This is a genomic window from Kitasatospora kazusensis (assembly GCF_039529945.1).
In the GTDB taxonomy this organism is placed as follows: Bacteria; Actinomycetota; Actinomycetes; order Streptomycetales; family Streptomycetaceae; genus Kitasatospora; species Kitasatospora kazusensis.
In genome coordinates this window covers 132821-151592 of record NZ_BAAANT010000015.1, presented here as the reverse complement: position 1 = coordinate 151592, position 18772 = coordinate 132821, and the positions used below count along the sequence as shown (strand labels likewise).

The 18772-nt window shown below is 72.1% G+C and carries 16 protein-coding genes and 1 tRNA gene; 4 read left to right on the top strand and 13 right to left on the bottom strand.

The annotated features are described in order from the left end of the window. Positions 1–65: 65 nt before the first annotated feature. The 7 genes from ABD330_RS15770 to ABD330_RS15740 all read right to left on the bottom strand — a co-directional run bounded on the left by ABD330_RS15770 (position 66) and on the right by ABD330_RS15740 (position 9213). Positions 66–302: a hypothetical protein gene (locus ABD330_RS15770; protein ID WP_344465288.1), complete on the bottom strand. Its 237-nt coding sequence runs from the start codon at positions 300–302 to the stop codon at positions 66–68. Between the two features lie 96 nt (positions 303–398). Then, complete coding sequence (locus ABD330_RS15765) at positions 399–1037, bottom strand: fasciclin domain-containing protein (protein WP_344465286.1); 639 nt, start codon at positions 1035–1037, stop codon at positions 399–401. Positions 1038–1090: 53 nt separating this feature from the next. After that, positions 1091–2698 (bottom strand): molybdopterin-dependent oxidoreductase, encoded by a 1608-nt coding sequence (locus ABD330_RS15760; protein WP_425555542.1) that lies wholly within the window; start codon positions 2696–2698, stop codon positions 1091–1093. A gap of 213 nt (positions 2699–2911) precedes the next feature. Beyond that, positions 2912–4981, bottom strand: coding sequence for a phosphocholine-specific phospholipase C (locus ABD330_RS15755; protein ID WP_344465282.1), 2070 nt, complete (start codon positions 4979–4981; stop codon positions 2912–2914). 178 nt (positions 4982–5159) lie between these two features. Further along, the gene (locus tag ABD330_RS15750) at positions 5160–5816 is read right to left on the bottom strand and encodes a pentapeptide repeat-containing protein (protein WP_344465280.1); all 657 of its coding nucleotides are present in this window, start codon (positions 5814–5816) and stop codon (positions 5160–5162) included. 34 nt (positions 5817–5850) lie between these two features. Further along, on the bottom strand, positions 5851–7044 hold the full coding sequence (locus tag ABD330_RS15745) for a low temperature requirement protein A (RefSeq protein ID WP_344465278.1): 1194 nt from the start codon (positions 7042–7044) through the stop codon (positions 5851–5853). A 468-nt stretch (positions 7045–7512) separates the two neighbouring features. Next, positions 7513–9213, bottom strand: coding sequence for an ABC transporter family substrate-binding protein (locus ABD330_RS15740; protein WP_344465276.1), 1701 nt, complete (start codon positions 9211–9213; stop codon positions 7513–7515). A 370-nt stretch (positions 9214–9583) separates the two neighbouring features. On the opposite strand from ABD330_RS15740, the gene ABD330_RS15735 reads away from it, so the two are divergent. The 4 genes from ABD330_RS15735 (at position 9584) to ABD330_RS15720 (ending at position 13745) form a co-directional block, all read left to right on the top strand. Continuing rightward, positions 9584–10567, top strand: coding sequence for an ABC transporter permease (locus tag ABD330_RS15735; RefSeq protein ID WP_344465274.1), 984 nt, complete (start codon positions 9584–9586; stop codon positions 10565–10567). 26 nt (positions 10568–10593) lie between these two features. After that, positions 10594–11523 (top strand): ABC transporter permease, encoded by a 930-nt coding sequence (locus tag ABD330_RS15730; RefSeq protein WP_344465324.1) that lies wholly within the window; start codon positions 10594–10596, stop codon positions 11521–11523. After that, positions 11520–13589, top strand: coding sequence for a dipeptide ABC transporter ATP-binding protein (locus ABD330_RS15725; RefSeq protein ID WP_425555540.1), 2070 nt, complete (start codon positions 11520–11522; stop codon positions 13587–13589). Before ABD330_RS15730 ends, ABD330_RS15725 begins: the two co-directional genes overlap by 4 nt. An 82-nt stretch (positions 13590–13671) precedes the next feature. Continuing rightward, positions 13672–13745 (top strand) — tRNA-Lys (locus ABD330_RS15720). Between the two features lie 190 nt (positions 13746–13935). On the opposite strand, the gene ABD330_RS15715 is transcribed toward ABD330_RS15720, so the two are convergent. The 6 genes from ABD330_RS15715 to ABD330_RS15690 form a co-directional block, all read right to left on the bottom strand. Beyond that, entirely contained in the window at positions 13936–14550 is a 615-nt protein-coding gene (locus ABD330_RS15715; RefSeq protein ID WP_344465271.1) for a GTP-binding protein, read from the bottom strand. Continuing rightward, positions 14531–14890, bottom strand: coding sequence for a DUF742 domain-containing protein (locus ABD330_RS15710; RefSeq protein WP_344465269.1), 360 nt, complete (start codon positions 14888–14890; stop codon positions 14531–14533). Before ABD330_RS15710 ends, ABD330_RS15715 begins: the two co-directional genes overlap by 20 nt. Further along, entirely contained in the window at positions 14887–15294 is a 408-nt protein-coding gene (locus ABD330_RS15705; RefSeq protein WP_344465267.1) for a roadblock/LC7 domain-containing protein, read from the bottom strand. The genes ABD330_RS15710 and ABD330_RS15705 overlap by 4 nt, the downstream gene beginning before the upstream one ends. Further along, entirely contained in the window at positions 15291–16847 is a 1557-nt protein-coding gene (locus ABD330_RS15700) for an ATP-binding protein (protein ID WP_425555539.1), read from the bottom strand. Before ABD330_RS15700 ends, ABD330_RS15705 begins: the two co-directional genes overlap by 4 nt. Before the next feature lie 218 nt (positions 16848–17065). Further along, entirely contained in the window at positions 17066–17779 is a 714-nt protein-coding gene (locus ABD330_RS15695; RefSeq protein WP_344465263.1) for a DedA family protein, read from the bottom strand. Positions 17780–17850: 71 nt separating this feature from the next. After that, a complete protein-coding gene (locus ABD330_RS15690; protein WP_344465261.1) occupies positions 17851–18705 on the bottom strand; it encodes an alpha/beta fold hydrolase in 855 nt (284 codons plus the stop codon). Positions 18706–18772 lie beyond the last annotated feature (67 nt).

Sequence of the window (18772 nt, the reverse complement as noted above, 5' to 3'; positions counted from 1 at the left end):
CGCGTGGGGTACCTCCCGCCCGAAGGCCGGGAGGTGCCCCACGCGCCCCTGGAAGGAGAACCGGCTCAGTCCCAGGGGTCGCCCTCGGCGGTCATGTTCTCGGCGGCGAGGCGGTCCTGCTCACTCATCGTCCGGCCGCTCATCGGCTCGCTCACCGGCGCGGGTGCCGCCGGGGCCGGTGCGGCCGACCGCTCCACGTCGACGGCGAACGCGTCCGCCGCCTCATCGTGGGCCAGGGCGGCGCGCTGGGCCGGGTCGGCCTCTTCGTGCGCCTTGTGCCGGAACCTGTCGAAGATGCCCATGTCTCCTCCTCAGGTGGTCGGACGACGGGCTGCCCTCACTGTCACACTACGTCGCCCGACCTGCCACCGGGACCCGCGCCCGGGAGGAGTGCGAGGTCAGCCGCCGGCCGGGGGCATCAGGACGGTGTCGACGATGTAGACCGTCGCGTTGGCGGTCTGGACGTTGCCGCAGAGGACCTTGGAGTTCCCGTTCGCGGTGAAGTCCGGGGTGGTGCCGTCGACCGTCACGCTGGAACCCTCAAGGCTCTTGTGGGAGCCGGCCAGCGCGGCCGGGGCGATCCGGCCGGCCTCGACGTGGTAGGTCAGGACCTTGGTCAGCATGGCCTTGTCGGCGAGCAGCGCGTCCAGCTGGGCCTTCGGGATCTTGGCGAAGGCGTCGTTGGTGGGCGCGAAGACGGTGATGTCCTTCGCCGAGTTCAGGGTGTCGACCAGGCCGGCCGCCTTGACCGCCGTGACCAGGGTGGAGAGCAGCGGGTTGTTCGAGGCGGCGGTGGCGACCGGGTCCTGCGCCATCCCGCTGAAGCTGCCGGCGCCGGAGGCCGGTACGGCGGCGCAGGCGGTGCCGAACGGCGCGTCCGCGGCGGCGGGGGTGGCCGGGGCGGAGGAGGCCGGGGCGCTGGAGGAGGAGGCCGAGCCGGACTTGGTGCTGCTGGAGCAGGCGGCCAGGCTGATCGCCAGGGCTCCGGTCACCATCAGTGTGCCGATCTTGGTGGTGCGGGACAGGGTTGCGGACATGGTGGATCGCTCCTAGGGAGGGTGAAGGGCGGAAAGGAAGAACTGATGGACGGTCAGGTGACGTTGACCACCACGGAGTGCCAGCCGGTGGCGCCGTCGGGGAAGGGCGGGACGCGGTCCGAGGGCTGGACGGCGCCGGTGCCGTCGGTGGCACGCACCTGGAGGGTGTGCGAGCCCGTCCGGGCGTCCGGCCAGTCGTAGCTCCACTGGCGCCAGAGGTCGGGGCTGACCGCGGTGGCCAGCCGGGCCTCGGCCCACGGGCCGTCGTCCACCCGGACCTCGACGGCGGCGATGCCCCGGTGGGTGGCCCAGGCCGTGCCGGCCACCGTCACGGTGCCGGGCGGGACCTTGGCGAAGCCGGCCGGGACCTCGATCCGGGAGGCCGTCTTCACCACGCCCTCGCGGCCCCAGCCGCGCTGCACCCAGTACGGGTCGTAGGAGGCGAAGGTGGTCACTTCGAGGTCGACCAGCCACTTGGTGGCCGAGGTGTAGCCGTAGAGGCCGGGTACCACGCTGCGGCACGGGAAGCCGTGCGCCACCGGCAGCGTCTCGCCGTTCATGGCGACGGCGAGCAGGGCCCGGCGGCCGTCGAGCAGCGCCTCCAGCGGGGTGCCGATGGTCATGCCGTCCTTCGAACGGCCGACCAGCTGGTCGGCGCCGGACCGGATCCCGGCCTCGCGCAGCAGCGCGGGGAGCGAGGCGCCGAGCCAGCGGGCGGTGCCCACGTACGGGCCGCCGACCTCGTTGGAGACGCAGGAGAGGGTGTGGTCGAGCTCCTCCAGCGGGCGCCGCAGCAGCTCGTCGAAGCTGATGGTCACCGGGTGGTCGACCATCCCGTGGATCCGCAGTGCCCAGTCGTTCGGGTCGATCTTCGGCAGGGTGAGCGCGGTGTCGACCCGGTAGAAGTCGGCGTTCGGGGTGCGGAACGACGACAGGCCGGGCACGGCCGGGTGCGCGGAGGCGGGTACGGCGGGGGCGGGCAGCGCGGGCGGCGGGAGCCGGACGGCGTTGCGGGCGGCGGTGATGTCGGTGCGGGCGGCGGACAGCGCCCGGCCGCCGAACCCGGCCACCGCCGCGACCGCGACGGTGCCGCCGCTGATGATCAGGAACTGCCGCCGGGCGGTCCGCACCGCGAGCGGGCCGCCGCCCTCCGGTTCGGGTGTCCGGGCGGCGGTGACCGCCGCGCGGTAGCGGGCGGCCAGCTGGAGCACGACCACCGCGCCGACCACTCCGGCGGCCAGCGAGGGCAGCGCCGAGGCGGTGGTGGCGGTGGAGCGGGACAGGGCCGCCCAGGCGCCGACCCCGCCGAACGCGAGGAAGACCGCCGCGCCGGCCCGGGGGCGGCGGACGGCGACCAGCCCCGCGAGCAGGGCCAGCAGGACCAGCACGGCGTAGATGCCGGCCAGCAGTACGGGCTTGTCGTTCGTCCCGAACTGCCGGACGGCGTACTCCTTGAGCGGAGTGGGCGTCAGGTCGATCGCCGAACTCCCGACGGCGATCACGGGCGAGGTGGCGGGGCCGGTGAAGGCCGCCACCAGCTCGCCCGCACCGATCGCGGCCGCCGCGGCGGCCAGGCCGGCCAGGGCGGCGGCGGCCGCTCGGGCGGCCCGGGCCGCGAGGCCCGGGGATTCGGTGGGTCGCTGTCGTCTCACACGGGTCATTCGTGGCCGACGGCCCCCCAGATGGGTCAATCTTGCGACCATCGCCCGGACGAGTGAACGCACCCCCTCCGACCGGCCCGTTCACCCCGGCACGGAGTGCGCCGCCGGGTACGCCGAAGGGCGCGGGGCCCGCGCGACCGGGGCACGGCGTACGTGCCCGGCCGGTCGTGCGGTCCCCGCGCCCCTGTGATGGTTGCTCTGAGCTGTTGGCTGTCAGCCGCTGACGCTGGCGCTGCCCGTCTCCAGGTGGCCGGAGAAGCGCTGGGACCAGGTGGAGTCGGAGTCGACCGTCACCGTGAAGTCGTACCAGCCGTTGTTGTAGGCGACGGCGTTGAAGAAGTCGCTGGTGCCGCCGCCCGCCGGGACGGTGTACTTCCACGGGCCGTCGGTGCGGTAGTTGTTCGAGGTGATGGTGAACGTCACCTGCGAGGTGCCGGTGTTGGCCAGCGCGAAGTAGACCGCCAGCTGCCCGGTGCCCGGCTCCACCGCGTACGAGGCGGTGGCCGAGACCAGCTTGCCGGGCTTGGTCGCGTCGCCCTTGAAGCGGCGCAGGAAGCGGTTCGGGCCGGTCACGCTCAGGTCGTACGCGCCGTTGCCGTAGTTGGTGCCGCAGTTGAAGAAGTCGCTGGTGCTGCCGCCCGGGTCCACCGTGTACTGCCACGGGCCGCCACTGCGGTAGGCGTTGGCGTACGCCGCGAAGTGCGCCGAACTGGTGCCCGTCGCACCGGTGTTCGCCATCTTGAGCCAGACCTTCATGACCCCGCCGGAGCCGAACTCCAGGTGGTCGAGGTTGGCGTTCGGCTGGTACGGCAGGGCGCGGGCCGGGCGGGTGCCCGGCTCCTGGGCCGGCAACTTGTTGTCGGCCGGGGACGGGTTGGACATCGGACCGCAGGTGGACAGGCCGATGGTCTGCGAGGTGTCCGGCAGGCTCGGCATCCCGTACACCGGGTTGCCGAAGTCGAAGACGCCGGTCAGGTCGCCGCAGACCTTGCGGCGCCAGGCGCTGATGTTGGGGCAGGTGGCGGGCGAGCCGATCGCGGCCGTCCACTGCTCCAGGAAGCGCAGCACCGACGTGTGGTCGAAGGTCTCGGAGTTGACCCAGCCGCCCCGGCTCCAGGGGGATATCGCGATCAGCGGGACGCGGAAGCCGAGGCCGATCGCGGTGCTGTTGTAGAACTCGCCCGCCGTGCCGGCCGGCGGCGACGGCGGCGGGACGTGGTCGAAGAAGCCGTCGTTCTCGTCGTAGTTGAGCAGCATGATGGTGGAGTTGAACACGTTGGCGTCCGCGTTCAGGGCGTCCATCACCATGTGCACGAAGTGCGCGCCGTCCTCGGGCGTGGCGTACGGGTGCTCGGAGGACTGCTGGTCGGCGACGACCCAGGAGACCTGCGGGAGCGTGCCGCCCAGGACGTCGGCGCGGATCGCGGCGGCGATGTCGTCCGGGGTGCGGCCGGTGACCTTCGGGACGGAGCCCATGCCCTTGACGGCCAGGTCGCTGCCGGCCGGGGCGCCGGAGAACTGGGTGAAGTAGGCGAGGGCGTTGTCGCCGAAGTTGTCGGCGGCGTTCTGGTAGACCTTCCAGCTGACACCGGCGTTCTCCAGCGCCTCGGCGTAGGTCTCCCAGCGCAGGCCCTTCTCGTCGCCGCCGTCGTACGCCGGGCCGCCCGCCGTGCCGTTCGGGTCGATCATGCCGGACCAGTGGAAGGTGCGGTTCGGGCCGGTCGCGCTCAGGGTGGAGCAGTGGTACGCGTCGCAGATGGTCCAGTTGTCGGCCAGCGCGTAGTGGAACGGGATGTCGCCGCGCTGGAGGTAGCCCAGGGTGCGGACGGTGCCCTTGGCGGACACCCAGGAGTCCATCCTCCCGCCGTTCCAGGCCTTGTGCTGGTCCGACCAGGCGTGCGAGAGGTCGCCGTTGCACTGGGCGGTGGTCTCGGTGCTGCCGGACGCGCCGGTGGGGTTGAACGCCCACGGGTACTGGCGGCTGAACAGGCCGTTCGGCTGGTTGAAGACGCTGTAGCCGTTCGCGATCTGGATCGCGCTGCGGTCGGCGAAGCCACGGACGCCCTTGAGGGTGCCGAAGTAGTGGTCGAAGCTCCGGTTCTCCTGCATCAGGATCACGATGTGCTGGGCGTCCGCGATGGTGCCGGTCGTGCTCAGCGTCGTCGTCGAGGCCGGGGCAGCCGAGGCCGGGGCAGCGCCTGCGACCGTCGAACCCACCGCTGCCGCGCCCGCCGCCGCGGTCGCCGACAGCGCCATGAACTTCCTACGACTGAGGTCAGCCATCTGGGCCGCCCGTCCCTTCGCTAGCGATGTTGTGCACACACGTTGTGCTCACGACACCGGTCGCGGAGCATCTTTACGCAGCTCCGGGCGGTAGGCCATGGTTCCGGCAAGGCTTGTCGGACTGTTAGTCAGCACTTTGCCGAACGACGGCGAGATGAACGCAAGGGTGGACCGGCGCTCAGGAATCCTTCACAGTGATCCCCAGAGCGTGTGCGAACTGAGGCGCCAGGTCGAAGAGTTGAGCCGTCCCGATGATCGCGCCGCGCAGACCCTGATGGCCGTCGGGCAGCCCGAGCCGGACGGCGCCGCGCAGGTCGACCTTCTTCAACTCGGCGCCGTTCAGCCGGACCTCCTCCAGTGTGCTGCCGGGCACCGAGACCTCGGTCAGTTTGGCGCCGCCCAGGTCGACGTCGCGCAGCAGGCAGTCCTCGAACACCACGTCCCGCAGCACCGCGCCGCGCAGGTTCACCGACTCCAGCTTGCACTGGCGGAAGACCACCCGGCGCAGCGCCGCCCCGTACGCGGAGATGCCCGCCAGCACGCTGGAGACGAAGGCCGCGTCCTGCCACTCGCTCTCCGCCAGCTCCGTCGCCACCCAGCGGCTGCCCTGCACCCAGACCTCGTTGAACCGGGCCTGCCGCAGCTTCGCCCCGCTCAGCTCGACCGCGGTGAACGCGCACTCCAGGAAGCTCGCGCCACCCGCCGGCCCCTCGTACGGGCCGCCGGCGAAGTGCACCGTGTCGTAGCGCTCGTCCCGGCGGAGCGGGCCGGTGTGCGGGCGGAGCAGGTGCGCGTACGGCAGGTCGGCGAGCTGGTCGGGGACGACGGACGGCATCTGCTGGCTCCTCGGCTGGACGGTCCGCCCATCCTCACACGGGGCTCTGACGGGCGTGCAGGACGACGCCGACGGCGATGGCGGCGGCGGAGACCAGGCCCGCGAGCAGCACGCCGCTCTGCCCGGCGGCCGTACAGGCGAGGGTCGCGACGGCGGCGACCGGCAGCACCCACTGGGACGCGCCGGTCTTGCTGTAGCGGGCGTGCAGCGCCCAGACGGTGACCAGGTAGAGCGCCGTCGGCACCGTCACGGCGGCGGTCGCGGCGGCGGCGGAGACGTGGGACTTGCCGACGGCGTGCTCCACCGCGACCTCCAGTCCGGCGCCGATCGCGGCCGCCGAGCCCAGCACCAGGTAGTGCCCGTAGCCCCAGAGGAAGGCCTGCCGGTTGGAGGCGAGGTGGTCGTGGACCGGGCGGGCGAAGTAGATCCACCAGGCGGCGAAGCAGATCAGCAGGCCGCCGCCCGCGATCGGCAGCAGCTCGCCGACCGCCTCGTGCTCGTCGAGCGCCGTCTGCATCGCGACGGTGGCGGCGGAGACCGTCTCGCCGAGCACGATCAGCGTGAACAGCCCGTACCGCTCGGCGATGTGGTGCGGGTGCCAGGCGCTCTGCGTGTGCCGCTCGGCCAGCGCGGGCAGCGAGAGCTCGGCCAGGATGCCGAGCGGCAGCACGTACGGCAGCACGTCGTGCGGCAGTTGCAGGGCGAGCACCCAGCCGGCCTGGCAGACGGTGATGCCGGCGGCGTAGCGGTAGGCCATGGTACGGGCGCCGCCCGTCTCGGCGGCGGCCGCCCGCAGCCACTGGGTGACCATCGCCAGGCGCATCACCACGTACCCGACGACGGCGAGCGTGAGGTCGTTGTCGGCGAAGACCCTGGGGACCCCGGCCGCGAGGATCAGCACACCGGTGATCTGGACCAGGGTGGTGACGCGGTACGCCACGTCGTCCACGTCGTAGGCCGAGGCGAACCAGCTGAAGTTCATCCAGGCCCACCAGATCCCGAAGAACGCGAACGCATAGCCGGAGATCCCGTGGGCCAGGTGCCCCTCCGCGAGGTTCAGGGCGAGCTGGCCGCCGGCCTGGGCCACCGCGACCACGAAGCACAGGTCGAAGAACAACTCCAGCGGGGTGGCGGTGCGGTGGGCCTCGTCCCGGCTGCGCGCCGTCATCCGCCTCAGCGGTCCGGTCCCCGTCCGGTGCGGGTCCGGCAGGGCTGCTTCGCTGGTCATGGTGCCGCCTTCACGGGGTGTCGGGTACCCGTGATCCTGGCACCGGGCAACGGCCGTTGCCCGGATTTCGAGCGGGGCGTTCGGGTCGGTTCGGCGTGTTCCGGGCCTTCGTCAGCGAGAGTTGACGGCGTAGTGCGCGAACCGGGTGACAGCTCCGCCTCCCCCCGGCGTGCCCGCGGGCAGGCGTCCGGTGCCGGCCCTCCGGGCGGCTAGATTCCTCCCCGTCGGAGCCGGCGAGCGGGCGGTCTGCGAGCGGCGCGGAAGGTCAAGGCCGGTGGCCGGACACGGGGGGCGGGTTCGCCGCGCCACCCTCGTCCGTGCCACCGGTCTCGTGATCACCGTGCTGCTCACCAGCGCCGCCTGCTGTTCGCCGGCCGCGCCCGCGCCGGGGCGGCACGCCGCCCGGCGGCCCGGCCCCCTGCGGCGCCGGGGTACTGCGGTGCCGGGGTACTGCCGCCGGTCCGGGTGCTACTTCTGCCAGCCCACCTTGAGGATGTCCGTGTCGGCGAGGCTGCTCGCCCCGAAGTTGGCCAGCCCCTTGCGGACGGCGACGATGCTCGGCCGCTGGTAGAGCTCGATGGTGTGGCCGAGCTCCCAGATCTTGGTGTCCGCCTGGTTGTAGAGCTTGGCGGCGGCGACGGGGTCGAGCGTCCCGGCGGCCTGCTTGAGCAGCGAGTCGATCTCCGGGGTGCTCAGCTTGGAGTAGTTGCCGAACACGTTGTCGCCCTGCGGCATCTGGAAGTTGGCGACGCCCACCGAGAGCGGGAAGGAGCCGGTGTTGCGCCAGCTGGCCAGGTCGAACTTGCCCTCGTTGATGTACTTGGTGAAGTAGTCCTTGCTGGACACCTTGTCGACGTCGAGCTTGATGCCGATCTGCTGCAGCATGTTCTGCACGGCCGTGGCCATGTCCAGCTGCGCCTGCGCGGAGCCGTCGCTGACCACGAAGTGCAGCTCCAGCGGCGCACCGTCCTTCGTCCGGGTCTGCCCGGCGCCCGGGCTCTTCCAACCCTCCTTCTCCAGCGCCTGGTTGGCGACGTCCGGCTCGAACTTGACCCAGTCGCCGGCGTTGGCCTGGTACCCGGCCTGGTTGGTCATGAAGAGGTGGTTGTCGAGCGGCTTGAACGTCACCGGGACGCCCTGGTTCACGATCTTGATCAGCGCGGACCGGTCGATCGCGTGGCCGATCGCCTGCCGGACGGCCTGGTCGGCGAGCGCGCCGTTGCCGCCGAAGGAGATGTGCACCTCGTCCCACGGGGTGCCCGTCCGGATCACGCCGTCCTTGGCGTCCTTGAGCTGCCCGTACGAGGTCGCCGAGCCGGCCGAGGCGTAGTCCACCTCGTTGTTCAGGAAGGCCTGGGTGATCGCCGAGGCGTCCAGGACCCGGTAGGTGAGCTTGTCGAGCTTCGGCTTCGGGCCCCACCAGGCCGGGTCCGGGACGAGGGTGACGGTCTGGGCGGTCTTGTCGATCGTGCCGATCTTGAACGGCCCGCCGGTGATCGGAACCTTCTCGATCCAGCCCTTGTTGAAGTCGTCCGGGGTCGAGATGCCGGCCGCCGGGAGCAGCGGGTTGAAGAGGTTCTGCCAGTCGGCGTACGGCTTGGCGAAGGTGACCTTCACCTCCTGCGCGTCCGCGCCCTGCTCCACCGAGGAGATCTGCTCGTACCCGGTGGAGGAGTTGAGGTTGTAGGCCGGGTTCTTGCCGTTGGACGCCTGCCAGACCGCCTTGAAGTCCAGGTAGCTGAGCTGCTTGCCGTCGGACCACTTGGCCTTCGGGTTGATCTTGTACGTGATCACCTCGGGCGAGGTCGAGGTGACCTCGGCGGAGGTCAGGTACTCGGGCGCGGGGTGGAACACGCCCGTGGCATCGGTGTGGAAGATCTTCGCCTCGACGTAGGTCATGATCTCGACCGCGTCACCGTAGTTGCCGTCCACCTGGTACGGGTTCCACTGGGTGACCCACTGCTGGAGCGGCGAACGCAGCTCGCCGCCGTCCTTGATGTTGTCCAGCGGCTGCGGGTTGTCGTCCTGGACGCCCTGGGCCGGCACCACGTTCTTCGCTACATCACCGGAGCCCGAACCGCCGGAGCTGCAACCGGTGACGGTCAGCGCCAGGGCGATGGCGAGGACAGCGGCGCGGCCGAGGCCGCGGGCTGTGCGGGATGTGTCCATGAGGGGTGCCCCCAAGAGTTTTCGAAGAGTGAGGTGCCGTCAGGTGTGGCAGCACTTGAGCATGGGCAGCCAATTCGGTGTCCAGCGAGCAGAACGTAACAGCGCATCAGCAGCTCCACCAGGGGTCTGTGTTCACTTCTGATCGAAACGAAACAGTCGGCAATATTGCGGCAATACTCCGTCAGTACCCGACTGGAACACTCTGACCTGGGACTTCTCGCCGGGCGCCGAAGCCGCTCCGGTGAGACCTCTGGACGACCGACCGGTCGGTACCGTAGAACTGCTGCGCGAAGCTGCGCCAACCACCCCTTGAACGAAGGCAAATGATCATGTCGACCAGGTTCACGGACCGCCTACCCGGCGGTGGGCGGTGATCAGGTACCTGGCCAAGCGGTTCGGCTACTACGCCGCGCTGCTGATCGTCGCGATCTTCCTCGCCTTCGCGCTGTCCTCCTCGGCGCTCGGGCCGCGCTCGTACTTCGAGGCCAAGCAGCCCCGCCCGTCCGCCGCCTCGGTGGACCGGCAGCTGACGGCGCTGAACATCAACGACCACACCCCCGTGGTGGAACGTTTCGGCGTCTGGGCCAAGGACCTGGTGCTGCACGGCGACCTCGGCCGGACCATCCACGACACCTCCGTCAACGACGACTTCGGCCGGCGGATCTGGGTGTCACTGCGGCTGCTGCTGATCGGCAGCCTGCTCGGGATGGTGCTCGGGGTGGCGGGCGGGGCCTGGAGCGCGGTCAGGCAGTACCGGATCTCCGACCGGGCGCTCACGCTGTTCTCCTTCGTGCTGCTCTCCACGCCGGTCTTCCTGCTGGCGCTGCTGCTGAAGAACGGCGCGATCGCCGCCAAGGACGCCGCCGGGCACGACGTGATCCCCTTCACCGGGTACGAGACACCCGGGCTGGCCGGCGGCATCGGCGCCCACCTGGCCGACTGGTCGCTGCACCTGCTGCTGCCCACGCTCTCGCTGGCACTCGGCGGGCTGGCGATGTACAGCCGCTACCAGCGCGGCACCATGCTGGACGTACTCGGCTCCGACTACCTGCGCACCGCCGAGGCCAAGGGGCTGACCCGCAACCAGGCGCTGATCAAGCACGGGCTGCGGACGGCGATCATCCCGATGTCGACGATGTTCGCCTACAGCTTCCTGGGCATCTTCACCGGCGCGGCCTTCACCGAGACCATCTTCGGCTGGCACGGCATGGGCGAGTGGTTCATCCAGGCGATCAACGAGCAGGACATCAACTCGGTGGTCGCGGTCAATCTGTTCGCCGCGGTGGTGGTGCTGGCCTCGGGCTTCCTGGCCGACGTGCTGACCGCCGCGCTGGACCCGCGCGTGCGGTACTGAGGGGCACGACCATGACTGCTGTACCGATGGAGTCGGGCCGGACCGAGGCCGCCCTCCCCGCCGCCCAGGACCCCGCCCCCGCCGGGCGGTTCCGGCTGGTGCTGGCCCGGCTGACGGCGGCCAAGGGCGTGCTGGCCGGCGCCGCGATCGTGCTGCTGCTCTTCCTGCTCGCCTTCGGCGGCCCGTTCGTCACGCACTGGGACTACGCCACCCCGGACTACGCGGCGCTGCGCCAACCACCCTCCGGTGCCCACTGGTTCGGCACCAACGGGCTGGGCCAGGACGTCTTCGCGCAGACCGTGCGCGGGTTGCAGAAGTCGCTGATCATCGGGCTGCTGGTGGCGCTCTTCTCCACCGTGGTGGCCTCGCTGGTCGGCGCCTGCGCCGGGTACTTCGGCGGCTGGACGGACCGCGCGCTGACCTTCCTGGTCGACCTGCTGCTGGTCTTCCCGAGCTTCCTGATCATCACGATCATCTCGCCCAAGCTGAAGGGCGCCGGCTGGATCGCCTTCGTCTTCCTGCTGGCGGCCTTCAACTGGATGATCACCGCCCGGGTGGTCCGCTCGATGACCCGCTCACTGCGGGAGCGCGAGTTCGTCCGCGCCGCCCAGTTCATGGGCGTCCACCCGCTGCGGATCATCCTGCGGCACATCCTGCCGAACGTCGCCTCCTTCCTGATCACCGACGCCACCGTCGCGGTCGGCGGAGCCGTGATGAGCGAGACCGCGCTCTCCTACTTCGGCTTCGGCGTGCGCGCACCGGACGTCTCGCTCGGCACCCTGCTCGCCGCCGGGACGGACCAGGCGCCGATCTTCCCCTGGCTGTTCTACTTCGCCGCCGGGCTGCTGGTGCTCTTCGTCCTCGCCATCAACCTGATCGGGGACGGGCTGCGCGACGCGCTCGACCCCACGACCGAGGCGGCTCGCCCCGCCCGTACCTCCCGGAGAAGCAAGTGACCACGGATCTCCTTGAGGCCGGCACCCCTGCCGAGGGCGGCGAACTGCTCGAAGTCCGCGAACTCGCAGTCGACTTCGGCGACGCCCCGGCGGTACGCGGCGTGGACCTGCGGCTGCGGCGCGGCGAGACGCTCGGCATCGTCGGCGAGTCCGGTTCCGGCAAGTCGGTGACGGCGCTCGCCGTGCTCGGGCTGCTGCCCGGCTCGGCCGCGGTGCGCGGCTCCGTCCGGCTGGAGGGCCGGGAGCTGGTCGGGCTGCCGAACAAGGAGCTGGCGAAGATCCGCGGCAGCAAGGTCGCGATGGTCTTCCAGGACCCGCTCTCCGCCTTCACCCCCGTCTACCGGATCGGCGACCAGATCGTCGAGGCGCTGCGGATCCACCAGCCGCTGGACCGGGCCGCCGCCCGCACGCGCGCGGCCGAACTGCTCGACCTGGTCGGTATCCCCGAGCCGGAGCGGGCACTCGACAGCTTCCCGCACGAGTTCTCCGGCGGGATGCGCCAGCGCGCGATGATCGCGATGGCGATCGCCAACGACCCCGACATCCTGCTCGCCGACGAGCCGACCACCGCGCTGGACGTCACCATCCAGGCCCAGGTGCTGGACGTGCTGCGCAAGGCCCAGCGGGAGACCGGCGCGGCACTCGTCCTGGTCAGCCACGACCTCGGCGTGATCGCCGGGATGGCCGACCGGGTCGCGGTGATGTACGCCGGGCGTGTGGTCGAGACGGCGGGCGTGGACGAGCTGTTCGCGCGCCCCCGGCACCCGTACACCCTCGGCCTGATCGGCGCCGTCCCCCGGCTGGACACCGGCGGCGGACCACTCGTACCGATCCCCGGCAACCCGGCGCCGCTGAACGACCTGCCGCCCGGCTGCCCGTTCGCCGCCCGCTGCCCGCTGGTGGAGGACCGCTGCCGCACGGCGGAACCCCCGCTCACCGGCACCGACGGCCACCTCGCCGCCTGCGTCCGGGCGGACGAGCTGGCCGAACGCGGACCGGCCCCGAGCGAGGTCTACCCGGTACCAGCCGTGCCGCCGCCCGCCGTCTCGGTGCCGCGCGCGGAGCGCGAGCAGGTGCTCCGGGTGACCGGCCTGACCAAGACCTTCCCGGTGCTCAAGGGGACGGTCTTCAAACGCCGGGTCGGCGACGTGTACGCCGTGGACGGGGTCGAGCTGGACATCCGGCACGGCGAGACGCTCGGGCTGGTCGGCGAGTCCGGCTCCGGCAAGTCCACCACGTTGTTCGAACTGCTGCGGCTCGGCAGGCCGGAGGCCGGCCGGATCGAGCTGCTCGGGCAGGACACCGCCGGGCTGGACCGGGCCGGCGCGCACCGCCTCCGCAGCGACATCCAGATCGTCTTCCAGGACCCGATGGCCAGCCTGGACCCACGGCTGCCGATCGGCGACGTGATCGCCGAACCGCTGCTGGCCCAGCGCGCCCCGCGCGAGCTGATCGACCGCCGGGTGCCGGAGCTGCTGCGGCAGGTCGGGCTGGAGCCGGCCCACGCGGTGCGCTACCCGCACCAGTTCTCGGGCGGCCAGCGCCAGCGGATCTCGATCGCCCGCGCGCTCGCCGTCCAGCCCCGGCTGCTGGTGCTGGACGAACCGGTCTCCGCACTGGACGTCTCCGTCCAGGCCGGGGTGCTCAACCTGCTCCAGCAGCTCAAGGCCGAGCTGGGGCTGGCGTACCTGTTCGTCTCGCACGACCTGTCGGTGATCCGGCACCTCTCCGACCGGGTGAGCGTGATGTACCTGGGCCGCACCGTCGAGTCCGGCTCGGTCGAGGCCGTCTTCGAACGCCCCCGGCACCCGTACACCCGGGCACTGCTCTCGGCCGTCCCGCTGCCCGACCCGCCCGCCGAACGGGCCCGGACCCGCGTCCTGCTGGCCGGCGACCCGCCCTCGCCGACCGAGCGCCCGCCCGGCTGCCGCTTCCGCACCCGCTGCCAGGTGTACGCGGCGCTGGACACCGAGCGGCGCGGACGCTGCGAGCAGCAGTCCCCGCCGCTCGCCGAGGCCGCCCCCGGCCGGGACCACGCGGCGGCCTGCCACTACCCGGAGGCGTAGCGCCGCACGGTGACCTGGTGCGACCGTACGGTCACGATTCGGAGATCCGGCCCGAGTCGCGTACAGTTTCCCGGGTCAGCACGCGCCGCTAGCTCAGTTGGTTAGAGCAGCTGACTCTTAATCAGCGGGTCCGGGGTTCGAGTCCCTGGCGGCGCACAGACAGACCGAGGGCCTTCTCACGACGGTGAGGAGGCCCTCGGTCGTTGTGTGTCCGCGTCGTGTCCGCGCACCCGCCCAAGGCCCCGGGGACGGCGAAGGCCGGGGCGCGGTGGGCGCCCCGGCCGTCCGGGTTCTCGCGGTACTCCCCGTTCCACCGGGCCCAGGGCCCGGGTACGGAGCCCGTGGGTCAGGCCGACGGGGTGGTGAGGGAGTACAGGTACCGCATCAGGGCCATCAGCACGTCGCGGCTGGACTCCTTGGTCCGGGCGTCGCAGTGGACGATCGGCACCTCGGCGGGCAGGTCCAGCGCCGCCCGCAGCTCCTCCGTCGGGTAGGACGGGGACTCGGGGAAGCTGTTGAGCGCGACCACGAACGGTACGCCGCGCTCCTCCAGCCGCCCGATCACGTCGAAGCTGACTTCGAGCCGCCGGGTGTCGACCAGCACGACGGCACCGAGCGCGCCCTCGAACAGGCCGTTCCAGAGGAACCAGAACCGCTGCTGCCCGGGGGTACCGAACAGGTAGAGCACCAGTTCGTCGTTGACGCTGATCCGGCCGAAGTCCATCGCCACGGTGGTCGCGGTCTTGCGCTCCACCCCGACGGTGTCGTCGACGTCGGCACCGGCCTGCGTCATCGTCTCCTCGGTGGTCAGCGGCCTGATCTCGCTCACCGCGCCGACCAGGGTCGTCTTGCCGACCCCGAAACCGCCGACGATCACCACCTTGACCGCCGTGGCGGCCGAGGACGGCAGGGTGTCCTCGCTCCGTGGCCCCACCACCGTGTCAGAGCTTCTGAAGTCCATGCATCACCGCCTCAATCAGGGCACGGTCGGGAAGTTGGGCGAGCGGGACGGGTGCCCGCGCCTCCACCCGCTTGTCGGCCAGCAGGTCCGCGAGCAGCACGGTGATCACGCTCATCGGCAGCCGCAGGTACGCGGAGATCTCGGCGACCGAGAGCGGGGAATGGCACAGCCGCAGGATCGCGGCGTGCTCCGGCTGCATCGTCGGCTGCGGCTCGGAGCGGGAGACGATCAGTGTGACCAGGTCGAGGACGGTCCGCTCGGCTAAGCCGCTCCGCCCGCGGGTGATCACGTAGAGCCGCTCCGGGTTGCCCTCGTCCCACGCCTGGTCGGTTCCACTCATGCGACCTGCTCACCGCTGCGCGGCGGTGTGCTGAGGTGCTCGCCGATCCGGGCCACCAGGTCCCGCATCCGCTGGCCCATCAGGCCGGCGTCGACGCCCTCGTCGGCCAGCACCGCGAGGTAGGCCCGCGCGCCGGCCGCCATCAGGTAGAAGAAGCCGCCGCCCATCTCGATGACCACCAGCCGCATCCGCCCGTCACCGTGCGGGAACTCGGTGGCGACGGCGCCCGCCAGGCTCTGCAGGCCCGCGCAGGCGGCCGCGAGGCGGTCGGCGGTGTCGGTGTCCGTCCCGTACTGGGCCATCCGCAGCCCGTCCGAGGACAGCACGACCACGTGACGGGTCTGCGGGACACTGTCCGCCAGATCCTTGAGCATCCAGTCCATGTTGCCCCGCTGCTGAATCACTGCTCACCCTTAACTGATGACGACTCGTCACTGCTGTAACCGACCGAGGCGGTGGCCGGTGTCTGGCCGTTCACCCCGCTCTGGAAGGCGGCCAACCACATACCGGGCTGCGCCGGGGCCTGGGCCTGGGACGGCTCGGCGGCCACCGGCTCCGCCACCCGGGGCTCCACGGCCCTCGGCTCGGCGGCCCTGAGCTGCGGCACCTGCGGCGCCGCACCCGAGGGAGCCGCGTGGCGGCGGCGCCGCTGCGGCAGCCCGTTCGGCGTCCGCTCGCTCACCATCGGCGCCTCGTCCTCCCCCACCGTCAGGCTCTGCGGACCGGCGTGCGAGCGGGCCGCCACCGGAGCGGGCACACCGGCCGGCCGGGGGCCGGAGGAGGCGCCGATACCGTGCGCCCGACCGGAGGCGGGGGCAGTGGTGATCAGCTCCTGCGGCACGATCAGCACCGCACGCACACCGCCGTAGGCGGAGGGCCGCAGCGAGACCTGGAAGCCGTACACCTGCGAGAGCCGGCCGACCACGGCCAGGCCGAGCCGGGGGGTCTCGCCGAGGTCGTTCAGGTCGATCCCGGCCTGCGCCTCCTTGAGCATCCGCTCGGCACGGGCCCGGCCCTCCTCGCTCAGGCTCAGACCGCCGTCCTCGATCTCGATCGCGATGCCGGTCTGCACCTCCACCGCGGTCAGGTGCACCCGGGTCTGCGGCGGCGAGTAGCGGGTGGCGTTGTCGAGCAGTTCGGCCAGCGCGTGGATCAGCGGCTCGACCGCCGAACCGATGACGGCCACCTCGGAGACCGGGTGCAGGTCGACGCGCTGGTAGTCGAGGATCCGCGAGACGGCGCCGCGCAGCACGCTGTACAGCGGAACCGCCCGGCTCCACTGGCGGCCGGGGCGCGCGCCGCCGAGGACGGCGATGCTGTCCGCGAGGCGGCCGACCAGCGCGTTCCCGTGGTCGAGCCGCAGCAGGTCGTCGAAGACCGCCGGGTCGTTGCCGTGCCGGTCCTCCATCTCGCGCAGGTCCTGGGCCTGCCGGTGGACGATCGCCTGCACCCGGCGCGCGATGTTGACGAAGGCGCGCTGTGCGGACTCACGCAGGCCCTCCTCCGCGTCGACGGCCTCCAGCACCGAGCGCAGCACCGCCTGCCGGGCGGCCTGGAACTCCGGGGCGACGGCACCCTCCTGGGAGTCGGCGTCGCGCAGCACGTCCTCGACGAAGTCACCCTGCTGGAGCCGGGACACGGCCTGCGGCAGCAGCCGCTCGGCCAGCCGCACCGTCTGGGTCTGCTGCTCGGCCAGTTGCCGCCGCAGCTCCGCCTCCAGCCGTACGTGCCGCTCCCGCTGCGCCGTGAGCGCCCGCCCGCGCCGTACCGCCTCGACCGCGACGGCGGCCACGGCCAGCGTGGCGACCACGCCGCAGGCCGCGACCGCGGTCCGCGCACCGGGCGCGACCAGCGCGACGGCGGCGGCGACGGCTGCCGCCATCACCACCGTGGGCAGGAGCCACGAGAGAACAGGAGCGCTGCGCCGGCCTCCTGGTGACGATCCAGCACGAAGCATCAGCGTCCTCAACGATCGAATGGTCAGTGGAACGGCGAGCGGGACTCGACGCCGACGACACCACGCCCGGACGCTGTAGGCGGCCCGGTCACGGCAGGGCCGAATACTGCGTAACTGATCCAGTACGCGGAGCCGCGCAGTAGCATAGCCGGTTTTTCGGACCACCCTGACTGATCATCAACAACTGCTCCGTCTATCACTCCTGACGTGGCATGGGATCATTTTTGCGAAGTATTAACGCTTCGTTTGCCCGGGATCTCCGGGTCGTCCGGGCCATCCGGGTCGCCCGGGCCGCCAGGGTCGTCCCCGGCGGGCGGCGCGGCCTCCCGGCGGCGGGCCCGGCGCCGCCGCACCTGCCACCCCACCGCGACGGCCAGCAGGACGAGCGCGAAGCCGAGCGCGACGAACCGGCCGAGCAGCTGCTCGACCCGGGTGTACGCGTCGCCCGCGTAGTAGCCGAGCATCGTGAAGCCGACGCCCCAGAACAGCGCGCCGAGCGCGTTGTACCGGACGAACCGGCCGTACGGCATCCGGGAGAGCCCGGCCAGCCCGGGGACCATGGTGCGGACGAAGGCGATGAACCGCCCGAAGAAGACCGCCCCCGCACCACGCCGCCGCATCAACTCGCGGGCGGCCGCCACCCGCTCGGCGCGGCCGCGCAGCAGCCGCGAGCCGGTGATCCTGGGTCCGCTGCGACGGCCGATCTCGTACCCGACGAAATCCCCGGCAACGGCGGCGACCACGACCAGCGCGCAGAGCCAGTAGACGGAGACCGCGCCCTGGCGGGCGATGACGCCGCCGACCACCACCGCACTCTCGCCCGGCAGGACGACACCGACGAAGAACCCGTCCTCCAGGAAGACCAGGCCGGCGACGACCGCGTACACGACCGGACCGGACAGGCCGGCCAGCCAGTGGGTGATGGAGTTCATGCGACCTCCTCGCACCCATTCTCGCCCCTGACGACACCGGACGGGCGGTCGCCGCCCGCCCCCGTCGCCGCTCAGGCGCTCGCCAGCACCGCCGCCGCCACCGCGTCCGGGCGGTCGGACATCAGCAGGTGCCCGGCCGGCTCCGCCGTACGGAACTCGCCGCCGAGCAGCTCGGCCAGGGCCCGCTGGCGGGCGAGCCAACGCCGGGAGGACGGAGTGTCGCGGCCCGCGTCGGCCGCCAGCACGGTGACCGGCACCCGGGGCAGCGGCACCCGGCCGCGCAGCTCGGCGAGCTCGGCGGCGACGTCCAGGTAGCAGGTGTTCTCGCGCAGCGCCGCCCGCAGCGCCCGCCCCGGCCGGTAGCAGCGCCGGACCAGCCCGGCGGGCGCGAGGTCCTCGCCGCGTACGGTGTTCAGCCGCGCCACCAGGCGGCGCCCGGCCGGCCCGCACAGGTACGGCACGGCGCACGCGGTGGCCGCGCGCGCCACCGCCCGGGTCGCCAGGTCGCGCAGCCCGGGGGCCGGGGACGGGCGGGGCGCGGACTCCACGCTGGAGTCCAGCAGGACCAGCCCGGCCGTCCGCGCCGGGTACAGCCGGGCGAACGCCTCGACGTGGAAACCCGCCAGCGAGTGCCCGGCGAGCGTGCAGGGACCGGGCAGCCCGAGGGCGTCGAGGAGGCCCCGGATCCGGCCGGCCTCGCCGACGGCGGTCGGGCGGCGGCGTCCGGGCTCGCTCAGGCCGAGGCCGGGGCGGTCGAAACGCACCACGGTGCGGTGCGGCACCAGCAGCGGGACGACCGGATCCCAGTCGAACCAGGCGGCGCCGAGCCCCCCGCTGAGCACGCAGACCGGCCCGCTCCCCTCGCAGCGCACGTGCAGCGCACTGCCGTCGATCCGTACGAAGGTGTCGGTCACGGTCACGGTCACGTCCTCGACTCCAGCCACGGGCCCGTGGCCACGCCCGCCGCCCTCGGCGGGGGCGAGGGCTGCTGCC

Coding starts and splice junctions, on each gene's coding strand:
- ABD330_RS15770 (WP_344465288.1), bottom strand. CDS start 302: ATGGGCATCTTCGACAGGTTCCGGCACAAGGCGCACGAAGAGGCCGAC.
- ABD330_RS15765 (WP_344465286.1), bottom strand. CDS start 1,037: ATGTCCGCAACCCTGTCCCGCACCACCAAGATCGGCACACTGATGGTG.
- ABD330_RS15760 (WP_425555542.1), bottom strand. CDS start 2,698: ATGACCCGTGTGAGACGACAGCGACCCACCGAATCCCCGGGCCTCGCG.
- ABD330_RS15755 (WP_344465282.1), bottom strand. CDS start 4,981: ATGGCTGACCTCAGTCGTAGGAAGTTCATGGCGCTGTCGGCGACCGCG.
- ABD330_RS15750 (WP_344465280.1), bottom strand. CDS start 5,816: ATGCCGTCCGTCGTCCCCGACCAGCTCGCCGACCTGCCGTACGCGCAC.
- ABD330_RS15745 (WP_344465278.1), bottom strand. CDS start 7,044: ATGACCAGCGAAGCAGCCCTGCCGGACCCGCACCGGACGGGGACCGGA.
- ABD330_RS15740 (WP_344465276.1), bottom strand. CDS start 9,213: ATGGACACATCCCGCACAGCCCGCGGCCTCGGCCGCGCCGCTGTCCTC.
- ABD330_RS15730 (WP_344465324.1), top strand. CDS start 10,594: ATGGAGTCGGGCCGGACCGAGGCCGCCCTCCCCGCCGCCCAGGACCCC.
- ABD330_RS15715 (WP_344465271.1), bottom strand. CDS start 14,550: ATGGACTTCAGAAGCTCTGACACGGTGGTGGGGCCACGGAGCGAGGAC.
- ABD330_RS15710 (WP_344465269.1), bottom strand. CDS start 14,890: ATGAGTGGAACCGACCAGGCGTGGGACGAGGGCAACCCGGAGCGGCTC.
- ABD330_RS15700 (WP_425555539.1), bottom strand. CDS start 16,847: ATGCTTCGTGCTGGATCGTCACCAGGAGGCCGGCGCAGCGCTCCTGTT.
- ABD330_RS15695 (WP_344465263.1), bottom strand. CDS start 17,779: ATGAACTCCATCACCCACTGGCTGGCCGGCCTGTCCGGTCCGGTCGTG.